Genomic DNA, 23,111 nt, shown 5'->3' with positions numbered 1-23,111 from the left:
AACTACCGCGTACGCAACGTTGCGTCATGACCTCTGTCGAGGCGCGTTCGCCGTCTTGACGTGTTCGGCACTGGGTAGGTGACGATGACCGCATCGGTATGGATGGCAGCTCCACCGGAGGTGCACTCGGCATTGCTGAGCAGTGGACCCGGGCCGGGTCCACTGCTGGCCGCTGCTGAGGCGTGGCACATGCTCGGTGCCGAATATGCAGAACTCGCCGGCGAGCTCGCAGCGGTCTTGGCGGCGGTGCAGGGCGGGGCCTGGGAAGGGCCGGCCGCGGAGTCCTATCTGGCAGCCCATACGCCTTATCTCGCGTGGCTGATGGAGGCCAGCGCTGACAGCGCCGGAGAGGCCGCCGGGCAGGAGGTGGCAGCCGCCGCATACGTCAGCGCGTTGGCCGGCATGCCGACGTTGCCGGAATTGGCCGCCAACCATGCCATTCACGGACTGCTAGTTGCCACGAACTTCTTCGGTATCAACACCATCCCGATTGCCCTCAACGAGGCCGACTACGTGCGGATGTGGATCCAGGCCGCCACCACGATGGCGACCTACCAGACCACCGCGGCCGCAGCGGTCGCCACCGCACCGCACACCACGGCAGCGCCGCAGATCACAAAAATGGATATGAACGGCGGCTCGGGCATGAACGGCGGCTCGGGCATGAACGGCGGCGGGGGTATGAACGGCGGCGGCGGTATGAACGGCGGCGGCGGTATGAACGGCGGCGGCATGGGGAACATGCCGGGGATGGGAACCAGCCTGCCAACCACATTCGATCAGTGGCTGCAAGCCATCTTCCCGCCGCAGTTCAACCCGTTTTCGCCGAACTCCTTTTCGATGATGTACCCCAGCCTGGCGAACTTCCTCCCGCGGGTGGAGCAGATGATTCCGATGTACGCGAGCAATCCCTCGCAGCTGATTCAAGCGGTGCTGTTGCTGGGCACCCAATTCGTCGTGCACCGGACACTGTTCTTGACCTGGATCATCCTGAACAACCCGGGGATGTTGGGTACCTTCATCACCGCCAATCCGATCTACTCCGCCGCGCTGGCCGCACCCCTGGTGACCGCACCTGCGGTAGCACCCGGCGGATTCGCGGGCCTTTCTGGTCTCGCCGGGCTCGCGGGTGTTTCCGCACCGGCGATCCCGGTTCCCGTTGCGCCGACACCGCTTTCCGCACCGCCGCTGCCGAACGCGGCCGGCATCGTTGGGGCATCTCCTTCCGTCGCCGCAACGCCGACGCCGGCGCCGGCGCCGCCCGCGCCACCTCCGCCCCCGCCCAGCGCGACGCCGCCTTTCGTCGGTACAGAAGGAGCCGTGGGCGCGCAAAATCTGGCCTATTCGTATCTGGTGGGGGGCGTCGGCGCGGAGGCGAAGTCAAGTGCCCGAAGCAGGGTCGGCAGGACTTCATCAGCACCTGCCGCAGCCCCGGCCGCTGCCGCTACACCGCAGCTGCGGCCGCAACAGGCCCGGAGGCGGCGGCCACGCCGCACGCTCATCGACCGCGGTTACCGCCACGAATACCTGGATTTGGCTCCGGAAGTAGCCGATGCCGGTGCTTCACGCACCCAGGCGTCTGAATCGGCCGGTTTCGACGGCGTCGCGTTCAAGACCGGCGTGGCCCGGCCGTCGGGCTTGGCCACTCTTGCCGGCCACACCTTCGGCGGCGGCCCGATGGTGCCCATGGTGCCGGACAGCTGGGACGCTGATGCCGACCAGAGCCGCTAGGACATTGCTCATCGTGCGCAGAATCAGGGTGCTCGCCGCAGTGCTGTGTATCGTTGCGGCGAGCCAATCCGGTTGCAGCCCTGCGGCGGACCCGCAGGCGATCGTGGTGCTCGCCGCAGCTTCCCTGCGGCCTACCTTCACCGCGATCGGTGAACGGTTCCAGGCCGACCACCCCGGCGCAGCGGTGCGATTCGACTTCGCCAGCTCTTCGGATCTGGCCCTTCAGCTAACCGAGGGTGCTGTTGCCGACGTTTTCGCCTCGGCTGACACCGCACAAATGGACAAGGTCGCCACCTCTGGACTGTTGGCCGGCAAGCCGGTCGACTTCGCCTCCAACAGGCTGGTCATCGTCACCGCACCGGGCAACCCCAAGCATGTCGGGTCGTTCGCCGACCTGGCCCGACCCGGCCTCCTCGTAGTGACGAACGCGCCGCCGATGCCGTGCGGAGTGGCGACCCGGAAGATCCAGGACAGCACTGGGATTCGGCTGAATCCGATCAGCGAAGAACCGAATGTGGAGGATGTCGTCAACAAAGTGTCCACCGGCGAGGCTGATGCCGGTCTGGTCAACGTCACCGATGCCGTTGCCGTTGGCGAGAAGGTGGGCATAGTCGAATTCGCCGAAGCTACCGATGCGATCAACGTCTATCCCATTGCGGTGCTGAAAGATACCAAGCGGCCTGAGTTGGCGCAGAGCTTTGTCGACCTGGTGACCGGTGAGGCGGGACAGAAAATCTTGGATCACGCCGGATTCGCCAAGCCTTGATCGCTACCCTCGATTGCCGTGGACATCCACACCCGGAAATACCTGCTACCCGACCATGGCTACGTCATCGTCCGGTGGGCCCACGAGCTGGCCAAGGGGCGCGGGGCGGTCGTAGTGGAACCCGACATCGAGGGGATCCGTCGTCGTGACGGCGCACTGACTTTCGTCGATGCTGCACCGTTCAAGACTGTGCCGGACGGACCGCTGTCGGTGTTGCGCGAACTGCTCGACCTGGAAGCCCTGGAGCTGCGTGGCTGGAGCAAGCGCGGGTTCGCCAGGTTTCACAAGCGCGCTGCGGCCAAACAGGCCGAGCGGATCTGCCGGGAACAGGGCAGCGAAGCCGCTGTCGACTGGGTGCTGGCCAACGCCACGGCCGATCAGGTGGATCTCGATGAGCTCCGGGACCGGCTCGGTGCGCGGCTGTACGCCGTCGGCGGGCGCGATGAAGATTTCTACCGCGCCCAGGTGGGGCGCTGCATTGAGTACCGCCGACGGCGCCGGCTCAACGGCTGAGCCGCCGATCAGCCGCGCCGTTGCCGAACCACTGACCGCAGTATGGGGGCTTACCGTTGCGACAAAGGCAAGGTGAACCGATCGGGGGCGTTACCCGATCAGGCGTCCAGGGTGTAGCCCATCGGCATCAGCACGCTCTTCTGCTGAGTGAAGTGCTCGACACCCTCTTTACCGTTCTCCCGGCCGATACCGGAGTTCTTGTAGCCGCCGAACGGGCAGCACGGGTCAAAGGCGTACCAGTTGATTCCGTAGGTTCCGGTGCGGATCTTCTTGGCGATCTCGATCCCGCGCGGCACGTCCGAGGTCCACACGCTGCCGGCCAGCCCGTACATCGAGTCGTTGGCGATCGCGACCGCGTCGTCCTCGGTGTCGTAGGCGATGATCGACAGCACCGGCCCGAAGATCTCCTCCTGGGCGATGGTCATGGAGTTGTCCACGTCGGCGAACACGGTCGGCTCGACGAAGAAGCCCCCATCTAGGCCCTCGGGGCGGCCGCCGCCGCAGACCAGCCGGGCGCCTTCGGCGATGCCCTTGGCGATGTAGCCCTCGACCCGCTCGCGCTGCTTCTCGCTGATCAGCGCGCCGATCTGGGCGCCCGGGTCATCCGGCAGACCGACCGGCATCGCGGTGACGAAGTTCTTGACCGCCTCGACGATCTCCTCGTAGCGCGAGCGCGGCGCCAGGATGCGGGTCTGGGCCACACAGGCCTGCCCGGTGTTCATGATCCCGGAGAACACCAGCATCGGGATCGCCGATGCCAGGTCGACGTCTTCGAGCACGATGGACGCCGACTTGCCGCCGAGTTCCAGCGTGCATGGCTTGAGCAGGTCCGCGGCGCGCTTGCCGATCTCCTTGCCGACGGCCGAGCTGCCGGTGAAGGAGAAGATGTCCACGCCCGGGTTGGAGGTCAGTGCCTGGCCGGTCTCGGCGCCGCCCGGCACCACCGAGAGCACGCCTTCCGGCAGGCCCGCGTCGGCGAAGGCCTGCGCCAGCAGGTTCGCGCTGAACGGCGTCTCGGCAGCGGGCTTGAGCACCACCGTGCAGCCGGCCAGCAGCGCCGGACCGAGCTTGTTGACCGCCAGGAACAGCGGCACGTTCCACGCCACGATCGCGCCGACCACGCCGATCGGTTCGCGGCGCACGATGGTCTGGCCGTAGGCGCCGGTGCGGATCTCTTCCCAGCTGACCTCGTCGACGGCGGGGCCGGCGAAGAAGTTCAGGGCACCCAGCGAGCTCATCCAGTGCATTGTCTCGACACCCAGCGGGGGCTGACCGGTCTCGGCGCCCAGCAGCGCGGTGAACTGGTCCTTGCGCTCTTCCATCAGCTTGATCGCGGCGGCGATGACCGCGGCCCGCTCGGCCGGCGGGGTGGACGGCCACGGGCCGGAGTCGAACGCGGTGCGGGCGGCCGCGACTGCGTTGTCAACGTCGGCCTTGGTCGCCAGCGGCACCTTGCCGACATACTCGCCGGTGGCCGGGCTGTGAACTTCGATCACCCGATCGGTGGACGGGGCGGTCCACTTGCCGCCGATGAAGAGGGTGTCGTATTCGGTGATGCTGGAGTCGGTCATGGGCGTCACCCTACCTAGCCGACCGACGGATTAGAACACGTTGCAGTCAATCCATTAGTCCGGTTGCAGGACCAGCACCAGATTGCTCACTGCGAACTCGCGAATGCCTGGGACCTTCGTCATCGACCACGCCCATCGCGGGTGATAGCGGGGGAAAGCCGCGACCAGGGCGCCGGTGTGGCGGGCCCAGTCCAACCCCTCGGCGGCGGACACCGCGAACAATGACGAGCCGTAGTTGTTTTTCGGTGGATGACCGTGCCGGCGGGTGTAGCGCGCGGCGGCGCGCTGCCCGCCCAGATAGTGCGTCAGACCCATCTCGTGGCCACCGAACGGACCCAGCCACACGGTGTAGGACAGCACCGCCAGTCCACCGGGCCGGGTGACTCGCAGCATCTCGTCGCCGAGCTGCCAGGGCCGCGGAACGTGCTCGGCGACGTTGGACGACAGGCAGATGTCCACGCTGTCCTCGGCGAACGGCAGGGCCATCCCCGAGGCCCGCACGAAGGTGCCGCCCAGGGGCCCAGTGTCTGCGGGCCGCGGGCCCGCGGCATGCATCTCGTCCGGGTCGGGCTCCACGCCGATATAGCGCAGCCCAGCGTCGGCGAACGCGGTGGCGAAGTAGCCCGGCCCGCCGCCGACGTCGAGCAGCGTCTTGCCGGCCGGATCGTCGCCGCACATCCCCCGCCACAGCTCGGTGACCATGGCGGCGGTGTCGTCGGCCAGCGCACCGTAGAACCGGGCCGGCGCGGTCTGCTCGTAGCGGAACGCCGACAGCAGGCGCACCGAACGGGCCAGCGTCGCGCGTCGCGCGAACAGGTCGGTGGCAGCCACCGAGCCAGCCTAGGCCGCGAGTCGGCCGACTACCCTGGTCGGCGTGTCTGCTGTCCGCTCGGTCCTGCTGCTGTGTTGGCGTGACACCGGGCATCCGCAGGGCGGCGGCAGCGAGACCTACCTGCAGCGCATCGGCGCCGAGCTGGCCGCTGCCGGCGTGGCGGTCACTCTGCGTACCGCCCGCTATCCGGGCGCGCCCAAACACGAGGTCGTCGACGGGGTGCACATCAACCGCCGCGGCGGGCCGTACACCGTGTACCTGTGGGCGGGGGCGGCCATGGTGGCCGCCCGGTTCGGCCTCGGTCAGCTGCGGCGGGTGCGGCCCGACGCGGTGATCGACACCCAGAACGGGTTGCCGTTCCTAGCCCGGCTCGCCTACGGGCGGCGGGTCGCGGTGCTGGTGCACCACTGCCACCGCGAGCAGTGGCCGGTGGCCGGGCCGGTGCTGAGCCGGATCGGCTGGCTGGTGGAGTCGAGGCTGTCGCCCTGGCTGAACCGGCGCAACCAGTACCTGACGGTGTCACTGCCCTCGGTGCGCGACCTGATCGAGCTCGGAGTGGCCCCCGAGCGCATCGCGGTGGTGCGCAACGGCCTCGATGAGGCGCCGCCGGCGACGCTGACCCATCCTCGCTCGCCGAGACCGCGGGTGGTGGTGTTGTCCCGCCTGGTGCCGCATAAGCAGATCGAGGACGCGCTGGACGCGGTTGCGGCGCTGCGTGCCCGGGTGCCGGGTCTGCACCTCGACGTCATCGGCGGAGGTTGGTGGAGTGACCGGCTGGCGGAGCACGCCGCAGAGCTGGGGATCACCGACGCGGTCACCTTTCACGGCCACGTCGACGAGGTCACCAAACATGAGCTCGTGCAACAGGCTTGGGTACATGTGTTGCCATCCCGCAAGGAGGGGTGGGGTCTGGCCGTCATCGAGGCGGGCCAGCACGGTGTGCCCACCGTCGGCTACCGGGCCTCCGGTGGACTGTGCGACTCGATCGTCGACGGGGTCACCGGGATGCTGGTCGACGACCGCGACGAGCTGGTTGAGCAACTACACCGACTGCTGGCGGACGCGGTGCTGCGCGAGCAACTCGGCGCCAAGGCGCAGGACCGCAGCGCCGAATTCTCCTGGCGACAAAGCGCCGAGGGCTTGCATACCGTGTTGGCGGCAGTCCGAGAACGTCGCTATGTCAGCGGCGTGGTGTGACAGGGAGATCGGCTGATCAGTTGTTTCATCGGTGGGGCTTGTGGTTGGAATGGTTCGTACCAACACCATTGGGCGCGTTCGCCGGTGGGCCCGGGGCACGGTGCCACCGTGTCATTGTCATTGCGGCCCTCATCCCACGTCGTGGGCAGCATAGGGCTGGCCGCGCGACTACCGAACCGGTCTGCCGACAGTGAGGCCAATCCGGCTGGTTGCGCGTCGGCCTTCGATGTGACGCCGTCGGATCCGGTCGGCCCGACTCCTTTGCTCGATGCGGTGATCCGTCGCTCACCGACGGCCGATGGTCCGGTGTCGAGTACCGCGTTCATGTCCATGAACTCGTCGCGGTACCCCCGGTGTTTGACTGTGCCACGCCTTAGCCGCGCACGCTGGTTGCGGTGAGCCAATACGCCTGCCGCGGTGGGGATTCTGGCAGCAGATGCCGTTATTGCGCTGCTCTCGTTCAGGGTTGGGCCGAAGCCCGAACCGGGGTCCTCTTCGCATCTTGCGTGCACAAGGTATGCCGGGGCCGCCGCGCTCGCGGGCGTACTGGGTGCGGGCGCGGCAGTGCTGGATGCACCAGCGATGCTGGAGGGGGTGGCAGTGCTCGGATGGGCTGGCACGACGGCAGGTAGGGTTTGCGCTTCGGTGACACTCTGTATCGCGGTCGCGGGGGATTTAGTCACGGGTCGGTCATGCAAAGGCTCTTGCAGGGTCTCGGCAACGACAGCTGCGGGGGCCACCATGCCCAGCAGTGGCGGCAGCAAGATCGGCAGCAAGAGCGGTGACGCCAGCTCCAAGACGTTCTGGAGTATGCCGCCGGCGACGAAAAGGACGTACGCGACGATGAAGGTTAGCGTCGGCCCCCATACGTCCAGCGCGGCCACCGGATCTGTCTGGAGGGCAGTGAGTATCTGCTGCAACGTTGGAAGCGGGTTCTGTAAAAACTGTATGAGCTGCTGCCAGATGCTGGTGGAGTTCAGCACCGATGACAGCGGGCCGGAAACCGGCGTGTTCGCCCCGGGTTTCAGTACCCTCGGAGCCGGGGCAGTGGGTGGTGCGGCTGCCACGACCGTGTCGCAGATCGTCTGATAGGTGCTCATCGTGGTGGCCGCCAGAATCCACATCCGCTCGTAGTCGGATTCGTTGAGCGCGATCGGAATCGCGTTGATCCCAAAGAAGTTCGTTACCAGCAACACCGCATGTGTGACGTGGTTGGCGGCCAGCTCGCCCAGCGTGGGCATGGTGGCCAGCGCGGTGCTGTAGGCGGACGCGGCCACCTCGTGTCCTCCCGCGATAGCTGTGGTGTCGGCGCTGGCCTTGGAAAGCCAGGCCAGGTACGGCGTGTTCGCGGCCAGGTACCGCTCAGCGCTGACGCCCTGCCATGATCCTGCTTGTACCGCGCTCAACAGCGCGGCGAGTTCGGTTGTTGTAGAGCGATATTCGTTGCCGAGCGCGTTCCACGCTGCTGCGGCTGCTAGCAGGGAGCTGGGGCCGGGGCCAGCGCTGAGCAACGTCGCATGCGCCTCCGGTGGCAGTGCCATCCAGATGGGTTCGGTCATACTCGCCGCCGCGCATTCGGGTTGGCCGCGCCCGCCACGGTGTCTCCGCTGGCTTCGCGGGTGGCTGATTCACCGACGCCCTCGGGTCGGCGTACTTCCTCGATCTGCTGGCTGCTGGATCGGTGAGCCACGAATACGGGGTGCATCAATGACGTATCGATGAATTCGACCGCGCCGTTGAAGTAGTTCTGTTGTGCGCGCCTGGTTGATCGCCAACCTGAAAGGGAAATCGGTGTCAAGCCGGCCGAGTTCGAGTCGGCCATCGAGCGCAGCGAAGTGTCCGCTCGGGATCTAGCCACCTTCGGCCAGCAGATCATGATGCGCGTCTCGCAACGCGAGCGTTTCGATCGTTCGCAGATGAAGACACGTGAGCGCACACCCCATCCTCTCTATCGCTGACCAAGATGAGAGCTACTCTATACTAGGTCAGTGACCAAGAGGCAAATGGTCCCCGCGGGGGAGTCAAAGCTGGGCTCACGGTCGACGATGTGGTCACCGCAGCATTAGCCGTGCTGAATCATGATGGTGTAGCCAAGCTTTCGACACGAGCGATCGTCAAAGAGCCAGGCGTCAGCATGAACACCGTGATGTGGCACGGTTCCGTTACGGAATTGAACCAATCCTTCGGGTGTGACAAGTTTTCGGCCTAGCCGGGCGTAGCCGCGGGCGTCTCCCTAAGCGGTGCGCGGCCAGGGGTGGAGCTGCTCGATCGCAGCGGCGAGGCCTAACAAGGTCCGCTCCGACCCGGGTTTGCCCACCAACTGCACGCCGACGGGCAGGCCCTGGCGGTCGAGTCCGGCGGGCACGGTCATCGCGGGCCAACCGATGATGTTCCACGGTGCCGCGAAGGGTGCGTAGCGAGCGTTGCTGACCAGCGAGGCGAGCCAGCCCCGCTGCGCCCAGCGTCGTGATCTGATCGGCGGTTGAGCCAGCGTCGGCGTGACCAGGACGTCAGTGTCGGCGAAGAAGTCGAACGCGCGCCGCCGCCACACCTCGCGCCCCCTAGGGTTCGAAAGACCCCGCTTCTCGACGGCGTCTCCGATCCGCACATGGACACGGTTGCGGCGCTCCAATAACGAGGCGTCCGTCGAGACGTGTGCATCGGCTGCCGCTCCCGCCGTCCACAACGCCAGTGCGGTCGCGTTCATCAGCGTCGCCGGGTAACGCGGGGTCGCCGACCGAACGAGGTGGCCGTCGCGAAGTAGTTCGGCAGTCCGATGGACCGCCTCAGCCCAACCGCGCGCCACCGGCGTCGCGGGGCTGGGGGCCGAAGTCGATACTGCGATCCGCAGGGTGGGCGGAGGGATCAGCGCCGCGGCATCGGGATCGTCGGCCATGACCGAGAACATCAGCGCGGCATCTGCGACCGTGGTCGCGAGCGGTCCGTTCTCCGACATCCCTCCCCAGGATGCGTGCGCCTCGCCGACCGGCACTACCCCGTGGCCAGGCTTGAGGCCAACCAATCCGCAGCATGCCGCCGGGATCCGAATCGAGCCCATGCCGTCGTTTCCGTGGGCGATGGGTACCGCGCCCGATGCGACCGCAGCCGCGGACCCCCCGGACGAGCCTCCCGGCGTCCGCTCCGGATTCCAGGGATTGCGGGTGACGCCGAAAGCCGAATCGGTTGCGCCCCAAATGCAGAGCTCGGGAACGCGGGTCAGCCCGACGATCACCGCGCCGGCAGCCCGAAGGCGACGAACGACCTCGTGATCGGTTGTTCGAGGCGCCGTGCTGGTGGCCAGCGTGCCGTCCCGCATCGGCTCCCCGGCGACGGCGATGTTGTCCTTGATGGCAATCGGAACGCCCGCCAACGGAAGCGACCCGCGATCGTCGCGGGCATCGATCGCCGCCGCCTCAGCCAACGCAGCGTCGTGGCGGATCACCTGCCATGCGTTGAAGATCGGCTGGGTTTGCTCGATTCGGTGCAGCGCTTGCTGTGTGGCGGCTCGGGCCGTCAGCATGCCGCTCTGAACTGCGTCCGCAATCTCGGTCGCGGTGAACTCCACGTCGAGACTTTATCGCGCGCACTCCCGGTCCTACCGGGTCATACTGGCCGAAGGGGAGTGTGCAGAAGACGGAGGTGTGTCGATGTCCGACGATGGTGCTACGCCGGTGCTGCTCTACGACGGTGTCTGCGGGATCTGCAATCGATCGGTGCAGAGCATCCTGCGATTCGACCGGCGCGGCACCCTGCGATTTGCAGCACTGGAAAGCGACTTCGCGCGTGCGATCATCGAGCGCCATCCGCAGCTGCGGGATGTCGACTCGATGGTCTTCGTGGAGAACCCCGGTCGGGCCGATGAGCACATCGATGTTCGATCGGCGGCGGCTCTGCGGGTGTTCAGCTATCTGGGCGGGCCCTTCCGGCTACTGCTCGCGGCCCGCATCATCCCGGCGGGACTGCGCGACTGGCTTTACGACCGCTTCGCCGCCGTCCGCTATCGGTTGGGCGGTCGGCACGACACCTGCCCGATCCCGGGACCCGATGTGCGGGCCCGCTTCCTGGACGCCTAGGTGGGCGTCCCGGCTTATGTAGTCGACACGTTCACGGCGGTCAGGTTCCGGGGGAACCCCACCGGCGTGGTGCTGCTGGACGGTCCGGCAGACACCGCGTGGATGCAGGCGGTGGCAGCAGAGTTCAACTGCCCGGCAACGGCATTCATCGGTGCGGACAAGGCTGGAGCCAGACCGCGAGAACTGCGGTGGTTCAGTCCGGTGGCCGAATTGGCGTTGTGCGGCTCGGGAACCCTGGCCAGTGCGCACGTCCTCGGCGGGGACCAGTCGTTCCAAGCGGGCGATAAGTTGCTGTCGTGCACGACGGGTTCGGATGGTGCCATCGCGATGGGGTTTCCGGCCGACCCGGTGCGCGGCGAGTCGCCGACGGCCGAGCTGGTCGCGGGCTTACCCGGGGTGAGCATCCGCTCGGTGTGGCGGGGCAGCATGGACGTGATTGTGGAAGCCGCATCGGCAGCCGAAGTCCGTGCGCTGAAGCCGGACACGGCGTCGCTGGCGAAGGTCGACGCCCGCGCCGTCGTGGTTACGGCAGCCGGTGACGGCGGCGCCGACATCGTGAGCCGGGTGTTCGCGCCCCGCTTCGGACTGACCGAGGATCCGGTGACCGGCTCGGCGCACTGCACTCTCGCCGCGTTGTGGGGCAAGCGTCTTGGGGTTGAGGAGTTCTCGGCCGAGCAGGCCTCAGCGCGGGGCGGGGAACTGCGGGTCCGCCGTGACGGCGACCAAGTTATCTTGATCGGTCACGCCGTGACTGTCCTGCGCGGCGAACTTCGCCGTTAACCGCGCAAGCGTCGTCGCAGCGTCGGCGCCGCTAGACCTCCCGCGCCCGCTATCAGCATTGCCAGCCACACCAGGTGGGCGGCTATCGCGGCCCGGCGCTGCCCGGCCGATGCCTTCGGCGCACGGCCGCCGACCCGGTACACGATGAAGTCCGAATCCTTGTATGCCACCGGCAGCCGACTCAACGTCTTTGCCGCAGAACCCATTTCGCCGTCTGCGTCGGATTCCTTGACCACCCAGCCCACACCTTTGACTCCCAGCGCGGCCGGCTCAGCCCCGGACAACAGCGCCTGCTGCACTTCGCGGGCGTGAGTACCCTCTCCGGGCACGATCTGCCCACCGACGGTCAGGTCGCCGGTCGTGAGCACCTCGGCGCGCACCCACCGGGGCAGCGGATCGAGCACCGGAGCCGGCCCCGCCCAGCCGAAATGGCGCATGGTGTCGGCCGGCAGCACGGCCACCGGCCGCGGATCGGCATTGATCTTGGCCGCCACCGCCGCCCATCCGGCCGGGTAGTGCACCGGCATGACCCGCCCGGCCACTCCCCAGGCCAGGTCGGGCAGGACGACGATCAGCGCGACGCAGCAGACCAGCGCTGCCCGCGCCGGCGGCAGCCGGTCTCGCAGCCCCACGACCGCCCCGGCCCCGGCCAGCAGGTAGCCCGGCACCGCCAGCGCCACCCACTTCTGGCCGTCGCGCAGCACGCCGAGCCCCGGTGCGACGTCCGTAGCCCAGCGCAGCAGCGCGAGCCCCGGCCCGGTGGCCAACAGGGTGAACACCAGCACCGTTGAACCCGCCAGGATCAGCAGCGGACGCACCGCAGGCAGCTCTCGCACCGATGCCCATCCCAGCGCCAGCACCCCGATCAACACCGCCGTCGCCAGGAGCGCACAAGCCGTTCGTCGCGAACCGGGTACCGCCTCGGCGTTCCAGATCCCGCCGAGCCCGGCGAGGCTGCCCAGGGTGCCCAGGCCGGGCTCGGCGCGGGCCGCGAATGCCGCGACCCCGGACGATTCGCCCCGCGCCGATCCCGGGCTCAGCACCACCGCCATCAGCCAAGGCAGCGCGGCGGTCGCCGCGATCGCCACCGCACTCGCCGCGCACCACCATCGCGGCGGCCCGGACCCGGGCGCCGCGACACACACCAGCGCCACCACCGCCGCCAGCAGCAGCCCGGTCGGGGTCAAGCCGGCCAGCGCCAGAAAGAACACCAGGCCGAACAGCCCGGTGGCACCGGCCCGCAACCCCAACATCGCCGCCGCCGCCCACGGCAGGCAGCCGTAGCCGACTAGCAGGCTCCAATGGCCCTGCAACAGCCGCTCGGCCACATAGGGGTTCCAGATCGCCACGGTGATTGCCACCAGCTGACCCGGCAGCCCGGCCTCCGGCAGCACGATCGCCACCAGCCGTGCCGCACCGCATCCAGCCAGCCACAGGCCCACGAACAGCAGTGTCTTGACCACGGTCCCGCCGTCAATCAGCCGCGACGCCAGCGCTACCGCGAAGTCTTGGGGCACCGCTCGCGGTGACGCCTCACCCAGCCCCAGGGCTGCGCCAGTCAGATATGACCGCGGCGTCGAAACCGCATCTCGCAACAGCAGATAACCCGGACGCAGCAACGGCGCCAGGATGAGCAGCGTCAGCCCGAGTGCATAGCACGGCGCGATCCAGCGCCCGGCTCGCGCCACCGCGGAATTACGGCTGGTCGGGAGCCGGATCCGGGGTGCCGCGGTCCGGGGCGCTCGACTCTGGTGGCGCCGCTGGACGGTCCAACTGGGGACGTTGCGCCGGCAGCTTCTCGGTCTCGGCCTCCGCACCGGACGGGCGGTCGGCCGTGGGCGCCTTGGGCGTGAAACCGCCGAAGAATCCACCGTCGGAGCCGTGCCGGTCGGGACGGCCCAATGCGGCCTCGGCCGGCAGGCTGAACCAGCCGACCAGGACGCCGCCGATCAAGCAGATCAGCCCCGCCGCGGTGAAGGTGATCGGCAGAACCCGGGACCACAGCGCCACCCGGTCGCGCTCGTTACGGGCGGCGTTGACCTGCTCTTCGATGGTCTCCTCGGAGCTGGTGACCGTGTAATCGGCCAGTGCAATCTCCGGCTTGAGCGCGTCCCGCGCGTAGTAGTGGTTGGCGTGCAACTTCGACTTGACGATGGTGCCCGAGACGGGGTCGACCCACATCGTGCGCTGCGCGGCGTAGTACCGCGTCATCGTGACGTCCTCGTCGGGGTCGGCGCCTTCGATGTTCCAGAGCCGGGCGGGCGCGGTGATCTCACCGTCTTCGTCGTGGCCGTAGAGCGACGGGTAGCGCACCGGCTCGGCCAGGCGGCCGTCGCCGTCGTAGCCGACATTCTGGGCAAACCGGTAAGTGGTCAGCCCGTTGACGTCGTCCTCACCCTCGTAGTTGGCCTCGTAGGCCTTCTGCGCGATCGGGTCGAAATACTGGTAGGACTGCTTCTTGGTGTCGAAGGGGAACCGGTAGGACAGTCCCTCGTGCGGCAGGGCGATGTTGGTGGGCGGGGTCTCGTCCTCAAAGTTGCGCGGCCGCTGCACCGAGCCACCCGGGTGGGTGTCATCTGAAATCGCCTCGGCGGTCGTGCGGTTCAGCGTCACAGTGTCGACGATGGCCAACAGCAGCCCGGTGTCCTTCTGCCGGTCCGCGCGCCGCAGCGACGAGCCCACCTGCAGGGTCACCACGTCTGCGTTGGCGGGCGACTCGACACCGATCTGTTGCTGGGACACCAGCGGCACGTCCTGGTCGACCACGGCGTGTTCACTGCCGAGTGACTCGGGGTCCAACGCGGCGCCGCTGCCGTTGCTGATCAGCGTGACGTCGATGTCGAGTGGGATCTTGGCGATTTTGCCCACCGTATAAGTGGACAGCAACAGTGCCGCGACCATCAGGGCGGCGCCGAGGCCCATGACTGCGCATGCCGCGATACGCATCATGATTGCTCGGTTCACGTCGCCGCATCCTCCTTTTGACCCCGTACCCAAATTTGTTTGACCCTAACAGCAACAGATGCAGCAGCTACTGTGTGTCCATCGATGCCTCGGTCGGAAATCAGATGAGTCAGCAGGTGGGTGGCGTACGCAGCTTCCTGCCCGCCGTCGAGGGTATGCGTGCCTGCGCGGCCATCGGGGTCGTCATCACCCACGTCGCGTTTCAGACCGGGCACTCCGCGGGGATCAGTGGCCGGCTGTGGAGTCGATTCGACATGGCCGTCGCGGTGTTCTTCGCGCTGAGCGGGTTTTTGCTGTGGCGTAGCCATGCGGCGGCCGCGCGCGGGCTGCGTCCGGCGCCGCCGACCGGGCATTATCTGCGGTCGCGCGTGGTGCGGATCATGCCGGCCTACCTGGTGTCGGTGGTGGTGATCCTGGCGCTATTGCCCGATGCCGGGGGCGCCAGCCTGGTGGTGTGGCTGGCCAATCTCACGATGACGCAGATCTATGTGCCGCTGACCCTGACACCGGGCCTGACCCAGATGTGGAGTTTGGCCGTGGAGGTCAGCTTCTACATCGTGCTACCCCTGCTGGCGCTGGCGGCGCGGCGGTTGCCGGTGCGGGCCCGAATCCCGGCGATCGCGGGCGTGGCGCTGCTCAGCCTGGGGTGGGGGTTCCTGCCCATCCACACGCCCTACGGGGTGAATCCGTTGAACTGGGCGCCGGCCTACGGCTGCTGGTTCGGCGCGGGCATGCTGCTGGCGGAGTGGGCGTACCGCCCGGTCGGGCGGGTGCACCGGCTGGCCCGTCGACGGCTGCCGATGGCGCTGCTGATCCTGGTGGCCTTCGGCGTGGCGGCGTCACCGCTGGCCGGGCCGGAGGGGCTGACCTCGGCCACCGTCGGACAGTTCATCGTGCGCACGGCGATGGGCGGCGTACTGGCGTGGGCGCTGTTGGCGCCGTTGGTGCTGGACCGGCCCGACACACCGCACCGGTTCTTGGCCAGCGCGCCGATGGTGACGTTGGGCCGCTGGTCCTACGGGATCTTCATCTGGCACCTGGCGGCCCTCGACATGGTGTTCCCCGTGATCGGCCGCTTCGCATTCACCGGGGACATGGCGGTGGTGCTGGCGCTCACGCTGGTGTTCACCATCGCTATCGCCGCGGTCAGCTATGCCCTGGTGGAGCAGCCGTGCCGAGAGAAGCTACGGGGCTGGGAGACGCGGCATCCGGTCGAGCGCCCCGATGCCGCTCAGGCTGCCTTGCCTGACGGGGTGTACTCGGCGGAGTCGCTGGTGAATTCGGGCGTGCCGTAGGCCTTCAGTCGCCGCTTGAGCAGCCGGAGTATGTAGGCTCCTGTCAGCCGGCGCAGGCCGGGGGTGCGCACAGCGCGTTGCACCACCAGCAGGCGGCCGATCACGAACGGTGCCGTCAGGGCGATCCGGGCATAGTCGCCCACGCCCAGCGTGACGCTCATCTTGGCTGCCACGTCACGTTTACCGCCGCAGAACGTCTTGACGAAAAAGGCTTTGCTGTAGCTTTTCTCGACCGCATCGGCGATGCGCTCACGAAGGGTGTCCTCCTGCCGCAGATAGGCGGCCATCGTCGAGCGGACCAACTCCCCGCAGGTGGAGTCGTCGAAGTCGTCGCGCAGCAACGCAGCGCGGGCGCTGAACACCCGGATGATCTCGTCGGGTGTGGTCGGGAGCATCTCCTCGGGCAGGCCCAGGAGAACGCAGCGGTAGCGGGTGAACTCGACCTGAGCGCGCTCGCTCGGCGTGAACTCCGCGCGTTTTTGGCGGCGGGCGTCCATCGCCAGCACGAAGAGGTTGATCATCCCGGCCGGCATCTGGTCGATCTGCGGAATCGGCAGGCCGTAGATGCCGATGTCCCACTTCGGGGATCGCTTGAGCGCGTTGAATCGGACCATCGAGTGCATCAGCCGCACCATGGCCGCCGCCTCAAAGCCCGGGCCGTACCGGTCCAGTGCGCCCGGCAGTGTGGTGACGGCGAAGAAACTGGTGGTCTCGTTGACCCGCCCGGCGGCACGCTTGCCCGACAGCGCACCAGTCAGTGCCATCGGCAGCGCCGCGTAGGTGTTGAGGAAGGTCGCGATGAACGCACCGCGGACGACGAACGGTGCTAACAGCGCCATCGGGAGCCGGGAGTGCTCTGCGCCCTTGCGAACCAGGTCCATGTCCAGCCAGTCCGGGGTGGTCTCCAGGTCGGCGATGAACGCGACTAACTGCGGCGGCGCGTCGGGCACCGCGTCGATACCGTGCCGACAAGCCTGCTTGAGCATGCCGATCAGGGCGCTGACGCTGTACTGGCCCATCAATGCGGCGTAGGAGTCCGACACCACGTCGCCCAGCCAGGTGGCCGTCGTGATCAATTCGACGGCGGCATCGTCGGCCAGCAACTTGGCCCGGGTAGCCGGATTACCTGGCAGCGACGAGACGTCGTCGGGGGAGAGGGCCGTGCGGTAGGGCTGCACATCGAAGTCCAGGTCGCCGTAGAGCTCCGGCAACAGCTCGGCCTGGCGGCGCACGCGCTGATACAGGTCGGGGTAGTGCGTAGCCATCCAAGACCTCCGAATAAACGACAGATTATCCGCACATTGGCACAACTTCATGCAATTGTGTCACGATAACACGAGGAAGTCCGGTGGACAGACCCGGCAGCGGCCGCACGTCGACCCAGCTCACCGCCGAGCATGACAGGATGAATGGCATGGCCGGTCCGGCAGCAGTCAAGGTCGGAGATCCGATGAGTGGCACGGCGGGCGCCATCCTTGAGGCCGCTCGGGTGGAGTTCACCCGGCATGCCTTTCGCCGGGCCAACATCGACGCCATCGCCCAGCGCGCCGGAGTGAGCCGACGCACGTTGTACCGGCACTTCCCCACCAAAGAGGCACTCTTCGAGCAACTCGTGGAGACCGACACCCAGGCCCTGTTCGTCGAACTCGGCAACGCCGCCCGGGCGCAGGATGCCGCCGGCGCGATTGTGGAATGCTTCACCCTCGCCATGCGCCGCATCACCGAGAGTCCGCTGGCTACCGCGGTCATCGAAAGCGAACCGGAACTGCTCATCGGAGTCAACACCCCCAGCGGTGAAAAGGCTCTGGTGCGTGCCAGCCATCTGGTCGCCGCGACGCTGCGGCTCTGCGGCGTGACCATGCCCGACGAAGCGGTCCTTACCACCGCGGAGATCCTGGTGCGCCTGGTCGCATCACTGCTCGCCAACAGGGCCGGGGTCCTCGACATCAACGACACCCTCGCCGTCCGCAACTACGCTCAGACTTACCTTGCCCGTCTGGTCTGGTAGTCGGCCGGCGGAGCCTCGGCTCATTACGCCAGCTGCCCGGCCGGTGTGTAATCACTTGCATCGCTAGTGAATTCGGGCTTGCCGTAGGTCTTCAGCCGACGCTTGACGAGCCGCACCAGATAGTCGTCGGTGATCTGGCGCAGTGCCGGGATGCGGTTGGCGCGCCGCACCACCAGCAGGCGCCCGATAATGAACGGTGCCGTCAGACCGATGCGCAGGTAGTCGGCCAGGCCGATCGACACCCCCTTGTCCTTGGCGGCGGCGCGGTCGCCGTTGCAGAAGGCCTTCGTGAAAGCGGCTTTGCTGTAGCTCTTCTCGACAGCGTCGGCGATGCGCTCCCATCGGGTGTCGACGGGCCGCAGATAGGCAGCCATGGTCGAGCGCACCATCTCCCCGCAGGTGGCGTCGTCGAAGTCCTCACGCAGCAGGGCGCCGCGGGTGTGAATGAGGTGGATGATTTCGGTGGGTGTGGTCGGCAGCAGTTCCTCGGGCAGGCCGAGCAAGAACGCCCGGTAGCGCGTGAACTCGACGACGGCGCGCTCGCTCGCGCTGAATTCGGTGTGCCCTTTCCGGTGGGCAGCCGTGGCCAGCAGGTAGAGGTTGATCATTCCGGCCGGCATTTGGTCGACCTGGGGGACGGGGATCCCGTAGACGCCGACGTCCCATTTCTCGGAACGCTTGAGCGCGTTGTAGCGAACCATCGAGTGCATCAGTCGCACCATCGCGGCGGCCTCGAAGCCCGGGCCGTAGCGATCCAACGCGCCGGGCAATGTGGTGACGGCGAAAAAGCTCGTCGTCTCGTTGACCCGGCGCGCGGCACGGCGGCCGGACAACGCGCCGGTCAGCGCCATCGGCAATGCGGCGTAGGTATTGACGAAGGTCGCGATGAAGGCGCCTCGGGTGACAAATGGCGCCACCAGAGCCGCCGGGACGCGTGCGTGCCGCGCACCTTCGCGCACCAGGTCCATGTCCAGCCACGGCGGGGCGGCTTCCATGTCGGCGATGAACGCCACCAGCTCCGGCGGTGCGTCGGCGACCGCATCGATGCCCTCACGGCAGGCCAACTGGAGCATGTCGATCAACGCGGTGACGCTGTATTCGGACATCAGCGCCGCATAGGGGTCGGCCACCACGTCGCCCAGCAGGGTCGCGGTGCGGATCAGTTCGACGGCTTGTTCGTCGGCCAGATAGGGGGCGCGGTCGGCGACCCACTCCGGCAGCGCCGAGAGGTCGGCCGGATCGGTGGTGGTGCGGTACGGCTGTGCGTCGAAGTCGATGTCGCCGTAGAGGCCCGGCTGCAGTTCGCGCTGACTGTGAACACGTCGCGCAAGCTCGGGGTAGTGCGTGGGCATCAACGCCTCCAGATAACTAACATATTGTTAGTTACACAAGTAACAGACTGTTAGTTATGCTGTCAACTATGACTTCGGCGCAGTCGCGGCGGCGGATGACAGCCGAGGCCCGGCGTAGCCAGATCCTCGATGTCACCCACGCGATCGTGGATGCGGAGGGGTTTCACGCCGCGACGCCGAACCGGATCGCCCGTGCGGCCGGGATCAACCGATCGCTGCTCTATCAGCAGTTCGGTGACCCCGCAGGCCTATTCGTGGCGCTGATCGATCGCGAGGTTGCGCGGGCGGGAGCTCAGTTCGCCGAGGTGATCGCCGAAACGGCGGACTCGGGCGAGGACGGCGATCTGGTCGACAGATTCGACAGCGTGGTCAAGGCTGCCGACGCCTGCCCGGCGACCTGGCGGCTGTTCCTGTTCCCGCCGCAGGGCGCGCCGCCAGAGCTGCACGAGCGACTGGCGCAGGCGCAAGAAGTCGTGCATGGCTACTTGATGGGCGAGTTGCTGCGCATCTACCCCGACCTGTCCGATCCGGACTACACCGCCCGCGTGCTGCAGGCGGCCGCTCGTGAACTCCTGCGGTTGCGCCTCAGTGATCCCGACGCTGCTACGCACCAGCGGTTGCACGCGCTGGCCCGGTCCTTGGCGCTACGTGCTGCTGCGCCGGCGCGGTGACGTCCGGGTGCGGACTCAGTAGCCGCCGGAGTGCTCGAAGATCTTGCGCGGATTGTCGACCAGCATGGTGCGCAGCTGCTCCTCGGTGACGCCGCGCTGTCGTAGCGCCGGAATGACGTCATTGTGGATGTGCAGATAGTGCCAGTTTGGTGCGGCCACCGAACTCAGGTCGCCGGGCAACGCGTCGAAATAGCAATTGGCGTCGTGGGAGAGCACCATCTTGTCGGCGTGGCCGCGCTCGCACATGGCCGCCACCGTGTTCACGCGCTCCTCGAACGGCAGAATCAGGTCGATGCCGAAGCGGTCCATGCCCAGATACGATCCCGCTGCGATCAGCTCTTCCAGGTAGCCCAGGTCGGTGCTGTCCCCGGAGTGCCCGATCACCACCCGGGACAGGTCGACGCCTTCTTCTGCAAAGATGCGCTGCTGCTCCAGACCGCGGCGGGTGCCGGCGTGGGTGTGGGTGGAGATCGGTGCGCCGGTGCGCCGGTGGGCGTTGGCCACCGCACGCAGCACTCGCTCAACGCCGGGAGTCACGCCCGGTTCGTCGGTGGCGCACTTGAGGATTCCCGCCTTGATCCCGGTGTTGGCGATGCCGGACTCGATGTCGCGGACGAACATGTCGGCCATGATCTCGGGTCCGTCCAGCATGGTGCCGGGTCCGCGATAGTGGTAGAAGAACGGCACGTCGTTGTAGGTGTAGATCCCGGTGGCCACCACGATGTTCAGATCGGTGCCGGCGGCAACGCGGGCGATCCGCGGGATGTAGCGGCCCAGTCCGATCACGGTCAGGTCGACGATGGTGTCGACGCCCGCCGCTTTCAATGCGCCCAGCCGGGCGATCGCGTCGGCTACCCGAGCGTCCTCGTCGCCCCAGGCGTCCGGATAGTTCTGGGCGATCTCGGTGGTCATGATGAACACGTGCTCGTGCATCAGGGTGACGCCGAGGTCGGCGGTATCGATGGGTCCGCGCGCGGTGTGGCACTGCGACATGGCTCGATCGTATGGAGATTGGTGCGTCGACCGGTTGCCTTCGCCGAGAATGCCTACTGGTGCTCGAGCAGATTGTCGCGGATCCGCGCGTAGGAGTGAGTGAACAGTTCCACCTCACGCGGACTGAGCGAGTCGAACAGGCCGGCACGCACCGCTTGGACGTGACCGGGCGCTGCCGCGCGCAGCTTGTCCAGGCCCGACTCGGTGAGCTCGGCGTACTGCCCCCGTTTGTCTTCCTCGCACTTGACCTGGTGGACCCAGCCGGCGTCGGTCAGCCGTTTGACCGCTCGGGTGACTCCGCTGCGGGTCGTCACGGTGATGTCGGCCAACTCATTCATCCGCAGCCGGCGGTCCGGCGCCTCGGACAACAGTGCCAGGATCTCGAAGTCCGACAGGCTCAGCCCTGAGTCGCTGACCAACTGCCGGTCCAGGCTGCGCAGCAGCAGGCGCGTGCTGTCGAGGTAGCCCCGCCACATCCGCTGTTCCTCCTCGTTGAGCCACCCTGTCTCCATGGGACCTAAATATAGTTGACGAAATCACAATCGTCTAAGTGGATAGACGTGCTAAGCAGCTAGAGAACGCGGGAATGGAACAACAACTAGTTGCGTTAGCAACTATCAGGTACAGTATTGATCAATGAACGAGGAGGGCCCGCCGTGACGAGCACGGGTATGCAGTTCGGCATCTTCACCGTCGGCGATGTGACCGTCGACCCGACCACCGGCCGCGCGCCGACCGAAGCCGAGCGGATCAAGGCGACCGTGGCGATCGCCAAGAAGGCCGAGGAGGTGGGCCTGGACGTCTTCGCCACCGGCGAGCACCACAACCCGCCGTTCGTCCCGTCGTCGCCGACCACCCTGCTGGGCTACATCGCCGCGCAGACCGAGCGTATTGCGCTGACCACCGCCACCACGCTGATCACCACGAACGACCCGGTGAAGATCGCCGAGGACTACAGCGTGCTGCAACACCTCGCCGACGGCCGGGTGGACCTGATGCTGGGGCGTGGCAACACCGGACCGGTGTACCCCTGGTTCGGCAAGGACATCCGGGCCGCGCTCCCGCTGACGGTGGAGAACTATCAGTTGCTGCGCCGGCTGTGGCGCGAGGAAGTGGTCGACTTTAGCGGTGAACACCGCACCCCGCTGCATGGATTCACGCTGGCGCCGCGTCCACTGGACGGGGTTCCCCCGTTCGTCTGGCACGGGTCTATCCGCACTCCCGAGATCGCCGAGCTGGCCGCGCACTTCGGTGACGGCTTCTTCGCCAACCACATCTTCTGGCCGGCGTCGCACACCAGGCGGATGGTGCAGCTCTACCGGCAGCGCTTCGAGCACTACGGCCACGGTGGCGCGGACCAGGCGATCGTGGGCTTGGGCGGTCAGGTGTTCCTGCGGCCCAACAGCCAGGATGCGGTCAACGAGTTCCGGCCGTACTTCGACAACGCTCCGGTCTACGGGCACGGACCGAGCCTGGAGGAATTCAGTGCGCAGACCCCGCTGACGGTCGGCTCGCCGCAGCAGGTGATCGACAAGACCTTGGGCTTCCGGGACTACGTCGGCGACTACCAGCGCCAGCTGTTCCTGGTCGACCACGCAGGTCTGCCGCTCAAGACGGTGCTCGAACAGCTCGACCTGCTGGGTGAGCAGGTAATCCCGGTGCTGCGCAAGGAGTTCGCTATCGGACGGCCCGCGCACGTTCCCGGTGCGCCGACGCACCAGTCGCTGGTCGAGGCTGCGCAGCAATCCGAGATCCAGGAGGCGTCATGAAGGTGATCGTGATCAGCGGCGGCCTGCGTGAACCGTCGTCGACTCGGCTGTTGGCCGACCGGCTCGGTGCCGCGGTTCGCGCCGAGCTCGGCTTGGACGATATTGAAGTCGACCTGGAGGTCATCGAGTTGCGTCACCTGGCTCGGGCGATCACTGACGCGATGCTGACCGGGTTCGCGGCACCGGAGCTGGAGGCGGTGTTCGAGGCGATCGCAGGCAGCGACGGGGTGATCGCGGTGACGCCGACGTTCAACGCGACCTTCAGCGGGTTGTTCAAGTCCTTCTTCGACGTGCTGCCCGAGCAGACCCTGGCGGGAACGCCCGTGCTGATCGCGGCGACCGGCGGTACTGAGCGCCACTCGCTGTTGCTGGACCACGCCCTGCGGCCGATGTTCTGCTATCTGCATGCGCTGGTATCACCCACCGGGGTGTTCGCCGCCACCGCGGACTTCGGCGCGCAGGGACTTTCTGAACGGATCACCAAGGCGGCCAACGATTTCACCCGCCTACTAAGACTGTGCGGACCGCACTACAACCATACGGTCAACGCAGAAATCGATGAGATGCAACGCCTGCTTGCAGGCGCCTGACAGAAA

General features: G+C 67.2%; 22 protein-coding genes. 11 read left to right on the top strand and 11 right to left on the bottom strand.

What is annotated here, in order from left to right; genetic code table 11:
- Window positions 1–84: 84 nt before the first annotated feature.
- From BN4346_RS49670 to BN4346_RS27770, 3 genes are read left to right on the top strand one after another with little or no spacing between them, the layout of a single operon-like run.
- Window positions 85–1,731, top strand: coding sequence for a PPE family protein (locus BN4346_RS49670; RefSeq protein WP_067968765.1), 1,647 nt, complete (start codon window positions 85–87; stop codon window positions 1,729–1,731).
- A 13-nt stretch (window positions 1,732–1,744) separates the two neighbouring features.
- Complete coding sequence (gene modA, locus BN4346_RS27775) at window positions 1,745–2,497, top strand: molybdate ABC transporter substrate-binding protein (RefSeq protein ID WP_067968888.1); 753 nt, start codon at window positions 1,745–1,747, stop codon at window positions 2,495–2,497.
- Between the two features lie 18 nt (window positions 2,498–2,515).
- The gene (locus tag BN4346_RS27770; RefSeq protein WP_067968762.1) at window positions 2,516–3,010 is read left to right on the top strand and encodes a hypothetical protein; all 495 of its coding nucleotides are present in this window, start codon (window positions 2,516–2,518) and stop codon (window positions 3,008–3,010) included.
- Between the two features lie 98 nt (window positions 3,011–3,108).
- Here the strand turns inward: BN4346_RS27770 and BN4346_RS27765 are convergent, their stop codons facing one another.
- Window positions 3,109–4,581 carry an aldehyde dehydrogenase gene (locus BN4346_RS27765; protein ID WP_067968759.1) on the bottom strand — a complete coding sequence of 491 codons (1,473 nt, stop codon included), beginning with the start codon at window positions 4,579–4,581 and terminating at the stop codon, window positions 3,109–3,111.
- A gap of 54 nt (window positions 4,582–4,635) precedes the next feature.
- Window positions 4,636–5,412, bottom strand: coding sequence for a class I SAM-dependent methyltransferase (locus tag BN4346_RS27760; RefSeq protein WP_067968756.1), 777 nt, complete (start codon window positions 5,410–5,412; stop codon window positions 4,636–4,638).
- A gap of 43 nt (window positions 5,413–5,455) precedes the next feature.
- Here BN4346_RS27760 and BN4346_RS27755 point away from each other — a divergent pair, with 43 nt between their 5' ends.
- Entirely contained in the window at window positions 5,456–6,610 is a 1,155-nt protein-coding gene (locus BN4346_RS27755) for a glycosyltransferase family 4 protein (RefSeq protein WP_067968753.1), read from the top strand.
- Here the strand turns inward: BN4346_RS27755 and BN4346_RS27750 are convergent.
- The 3 genes from BN4346_RS27750 to BN4346_RS27735 all read right to left on the bottom strand — a co-directional run bounded on the left by BN4346_RS27750 (window position 6,589) and on the right by BN4346_RS27735 (window position 10,175).
- The gene (locus tag BN4346_RS27750) at window positions 6,589–8,151 is read right to left on the bottom strand and encodes a PPE family protein (RefSeq protein WP_235653712.1); all 1,563 of its coding nucleotides are present in this window, start codon (window positions 8,149–8,151) and stop codon (window positions 6,589–6,591) included. The two genes, BN4346_RS27755 and BN4346_RS27750, sit on opposite strands and share 22 nt — an antisense overlap.
- A 14-nt stretch (window positions 8,152–8,165) precedes the next feature.
- A complete protein-coding gene (locus BN4346_RS47550; protein WP_067968747.1) occupies window positions 8,166–8,432 on the bottom strand; it encodes a hypothetical protein in 267 nt (88 codons plus the stop codon).
- Between the two features lie 411 nt (window positions 8,433–8,843).
- Window positions 8,844–10,175: an amidase gene (locus BN4346_RS27735; protein ID WP_235653539.1), complete on the bottom strand. Its 1,332-nt coding sequence runs from the start codon at window positions 10,173–10,175 to the stop codon at window positions 8,844–8,846.
- Window positions 10,176–10,257: 82 nt separating this feature from the next.
- On the opposite strand from BN4346_RS27735, the gene BN4346_RS27730 reads away from it, so the two are divergent.
- Both BN4346_RS27730 and BN4346_RS27725 read left to right on the top strand, forming a co-directional pair.
- Window positions 10,258–10,683: a thiol-disulfide oxidoreductase DCC family protein gene (locus BN4346_RS27730; protein WP_067968882.1), complete on the top strand. Its 426-nt coding sequence runs from the start codon at window positions 10,258–10,260 to the stop codon at window positions 10,681–10,683.
- Window positions 10,684–11,463: a PhzF family phenazine biosynthesis protein gene (locus BN4346_RS27725; protein WP_067968745.1), complete on the top strand. Its 780-nt coding sequence runs from the start codon at window positions 10,684–10,686 to the stop codon at window positions 11,461–11,463.
- Here the strand turns inward: BN4346_RS27725 and BN4346_RS27720 are convergent.
- Together BN4346_RS27720 and BN4346_RS27715 are read right to left on the bottom strand one after the other, a co-directional pair.
- Window positions 11,460–13,151: a hypothetical protein gene (locus BN4346_RS27720; RefSeq protein WP_067968742.1), complete on the bottom strand. Its 1,692-nt coding sequence runs from the start codon at window positions 13,149–13,151 to the stop codon at window positions 11,460–11,462. The two genes, BN4346_RS27725 and BN4346_RS27720, sit on opposite strands and share 4 nt — an antisense overlap.
- 7 nt (window positions 13,152–13,158) lie before the next feature.
- Window positions 13,159–14,427 (bottom strand): DUF3068 domain-containing protein, encoded by a 1,269-nt coding sequence (locus tag BN4346_RS27715; protein ID WP_078058459.1) that lies wholly within the window; start codon window positions 14,425–14,427, stop codon window positions 13,159–13,161.
- Window positions 14,428–14,531: 104 nt separating this feature from the next.
- Between BN4346_RS27715 and BN4346_RS27710 the strand changes: the two genes are divergently transcribed.
- The gene (locus BN4346_RS27710; protein ID WP_067968876.1) at window positions 14,532–15,722 is read left to right on the top strand and encodes an acyltransferase family protein; all 1,191 of its coding nucleotides are present in this window, start codon (window positions 14,532–14,534) and stop codon (window positions 15,720–15,722) included.
- On the opposite strand, the gene BN4346_RS27705 is transcribed toward BN4346_RS27710, so the two are convergent.
- Window positions 15,659–16,987: an oxygenase MpaB family protein gene (locus BN4346_RS27705; RefSeq protein ID WP_067968739.1), complete on the bottom strand. Its 1,329-nt coding sequence runs from the start codon at window positions 16,985–16,987 to the stop codon at window positions 15,659–15,661. The genes BN4346_RS27710 and BN4346_RS27705 overlap by 64 nt on opposite strands.
- Window positions 16,988–17,136: 149 nt before the next feature.
- Here BN4346_RS27705 and BN4346_RS27700 point away from each other — a divergent pair, with 149 nt between their 5' ends.
- Entirely contained in the window at window positions 17,137–17,730 is a 594-nt protein-coding gene (locus tag BN4346_RS27700; RefSeq protein ID WP_096867620.1) for a TetR/AcrR family transcriptional regulator, read from the top strand.
- Between the two features lie 23 nt (window positions 17,731–17,753).
- Here BN4346_RS27700 and BN4346_RS27695 read toward each other — a convergent pair whose 3' ends face one another.
- The gene (locus BN4346_RS27695) at window positions 17,754–19,082 is read right to left on the bottom strand and encodes an oxygenase MpaB family protein (RefSeq protein ID WP_067968736.1); all 1,329 of its coding nucleotides are present in this window, start codon (window positions 19,080–19,082) and stop codon (window positions 17,754–17,756) included.
- A 95-nt stretch (window positions 19,083–19,177) separates the two neighbouring features.
- Here BN4346_RS27695 and BN4346_RS27690 point away from each other — a divergent pair, with 95 nt between their 5' ends.
- Window positions 19,178–19,753 carry a TetR/AcrR family transcriptional regulator gene (locus BN4346_RS27690; RefSeq protein WP_067968733.1) on the top strand — a complete coding sequence of 192 codons (576 nt, stop codon included), beginning with the start codon at window positions 19,178–19,180 and terminating at the stop codon, window positions 19,751–19,753.
- Between the two features lie 15 nt (window positions 19,754–19,768).
- On the opposite strand, the gene BN4346_RS27685 is transcribed toward BN4346_RS27690, so the two are convergent.
- Window positions 19,769–20,746, bottom strand: a complete 978-nt coding sequence (locus BN4346_RS27685) for a phosphotriesterase family protein (RefSeq protein WP_067968730.1) — start codon at window positions 20,744–20,746, stop codon at window positions 19,769–19,771.
- Window positions 20,747–20,799: 53 nt separating this feature from the next.
- A complete protein-coding gene (locus BN4346_RS27680) occupies window positions 20,800–21,258 on the bottom strand; it encodes a MarR family winged helix-turn-helix transcriptional regulator (RefSeq protein WP_067968726.1) in 459 nt (152 codons plus the stop codon).
- A gap of 159 nt (window positions 21,259–21,417) precedes the next feature.
- On the opposite strand from BN4346_RS27680, the gene BN4346_RS27675 reads away from it, so the two are divergent.
- Both BN4346_RS27675 and BN4346_RS27670 read left to right on the top strand, forming a co-directional pair.
- Complete coding sequence (locus BN4346_RS27675; protein ID WP_067968724.1) at window positions 21,418–22,515, top strand: LLM class flavin-dependent oxidoreductase; 1,098 nt, start codon at window positions 21,418–21,420, stop codon at window positions 22,513–22,515.
- Window positions 22,512–23,105 carry a CE1759 family FMN reductase gene (locus tag BN4346_RS27670; protein WP_067968721.1) on the top strand — a complete coding sequence of 198 codons (594 nt, stop codon included), beginning with the start codon at window positions 22,512–22,514 and terminating at the stop codon, window positions 23,103–23,105. Before BN4346_RS27675 ends, BN4346_RS27670 begins: the two co-directional genes overlap by 4 nt.
- Window positions 23,106–23,111 lie beyond the last annotated feature (6 nt).

The sequence above is a fragment of the Mycolicibacter icosiumassiliensis genome, from assembly GCF_900078685.2.
Classification (GTDB): Bacteria; Actinomycetota; Actinomycetes; order Mycobacteriales; family Mycobacteriaceae; genus Mycobacterium; species Mycobacterium icosiumassiliensis.
The sequence above is the reverse complement of the archived record's forward strand: the minus strand, read 5'-3'. Positions and strand labels throughout refer to the sequence as shown.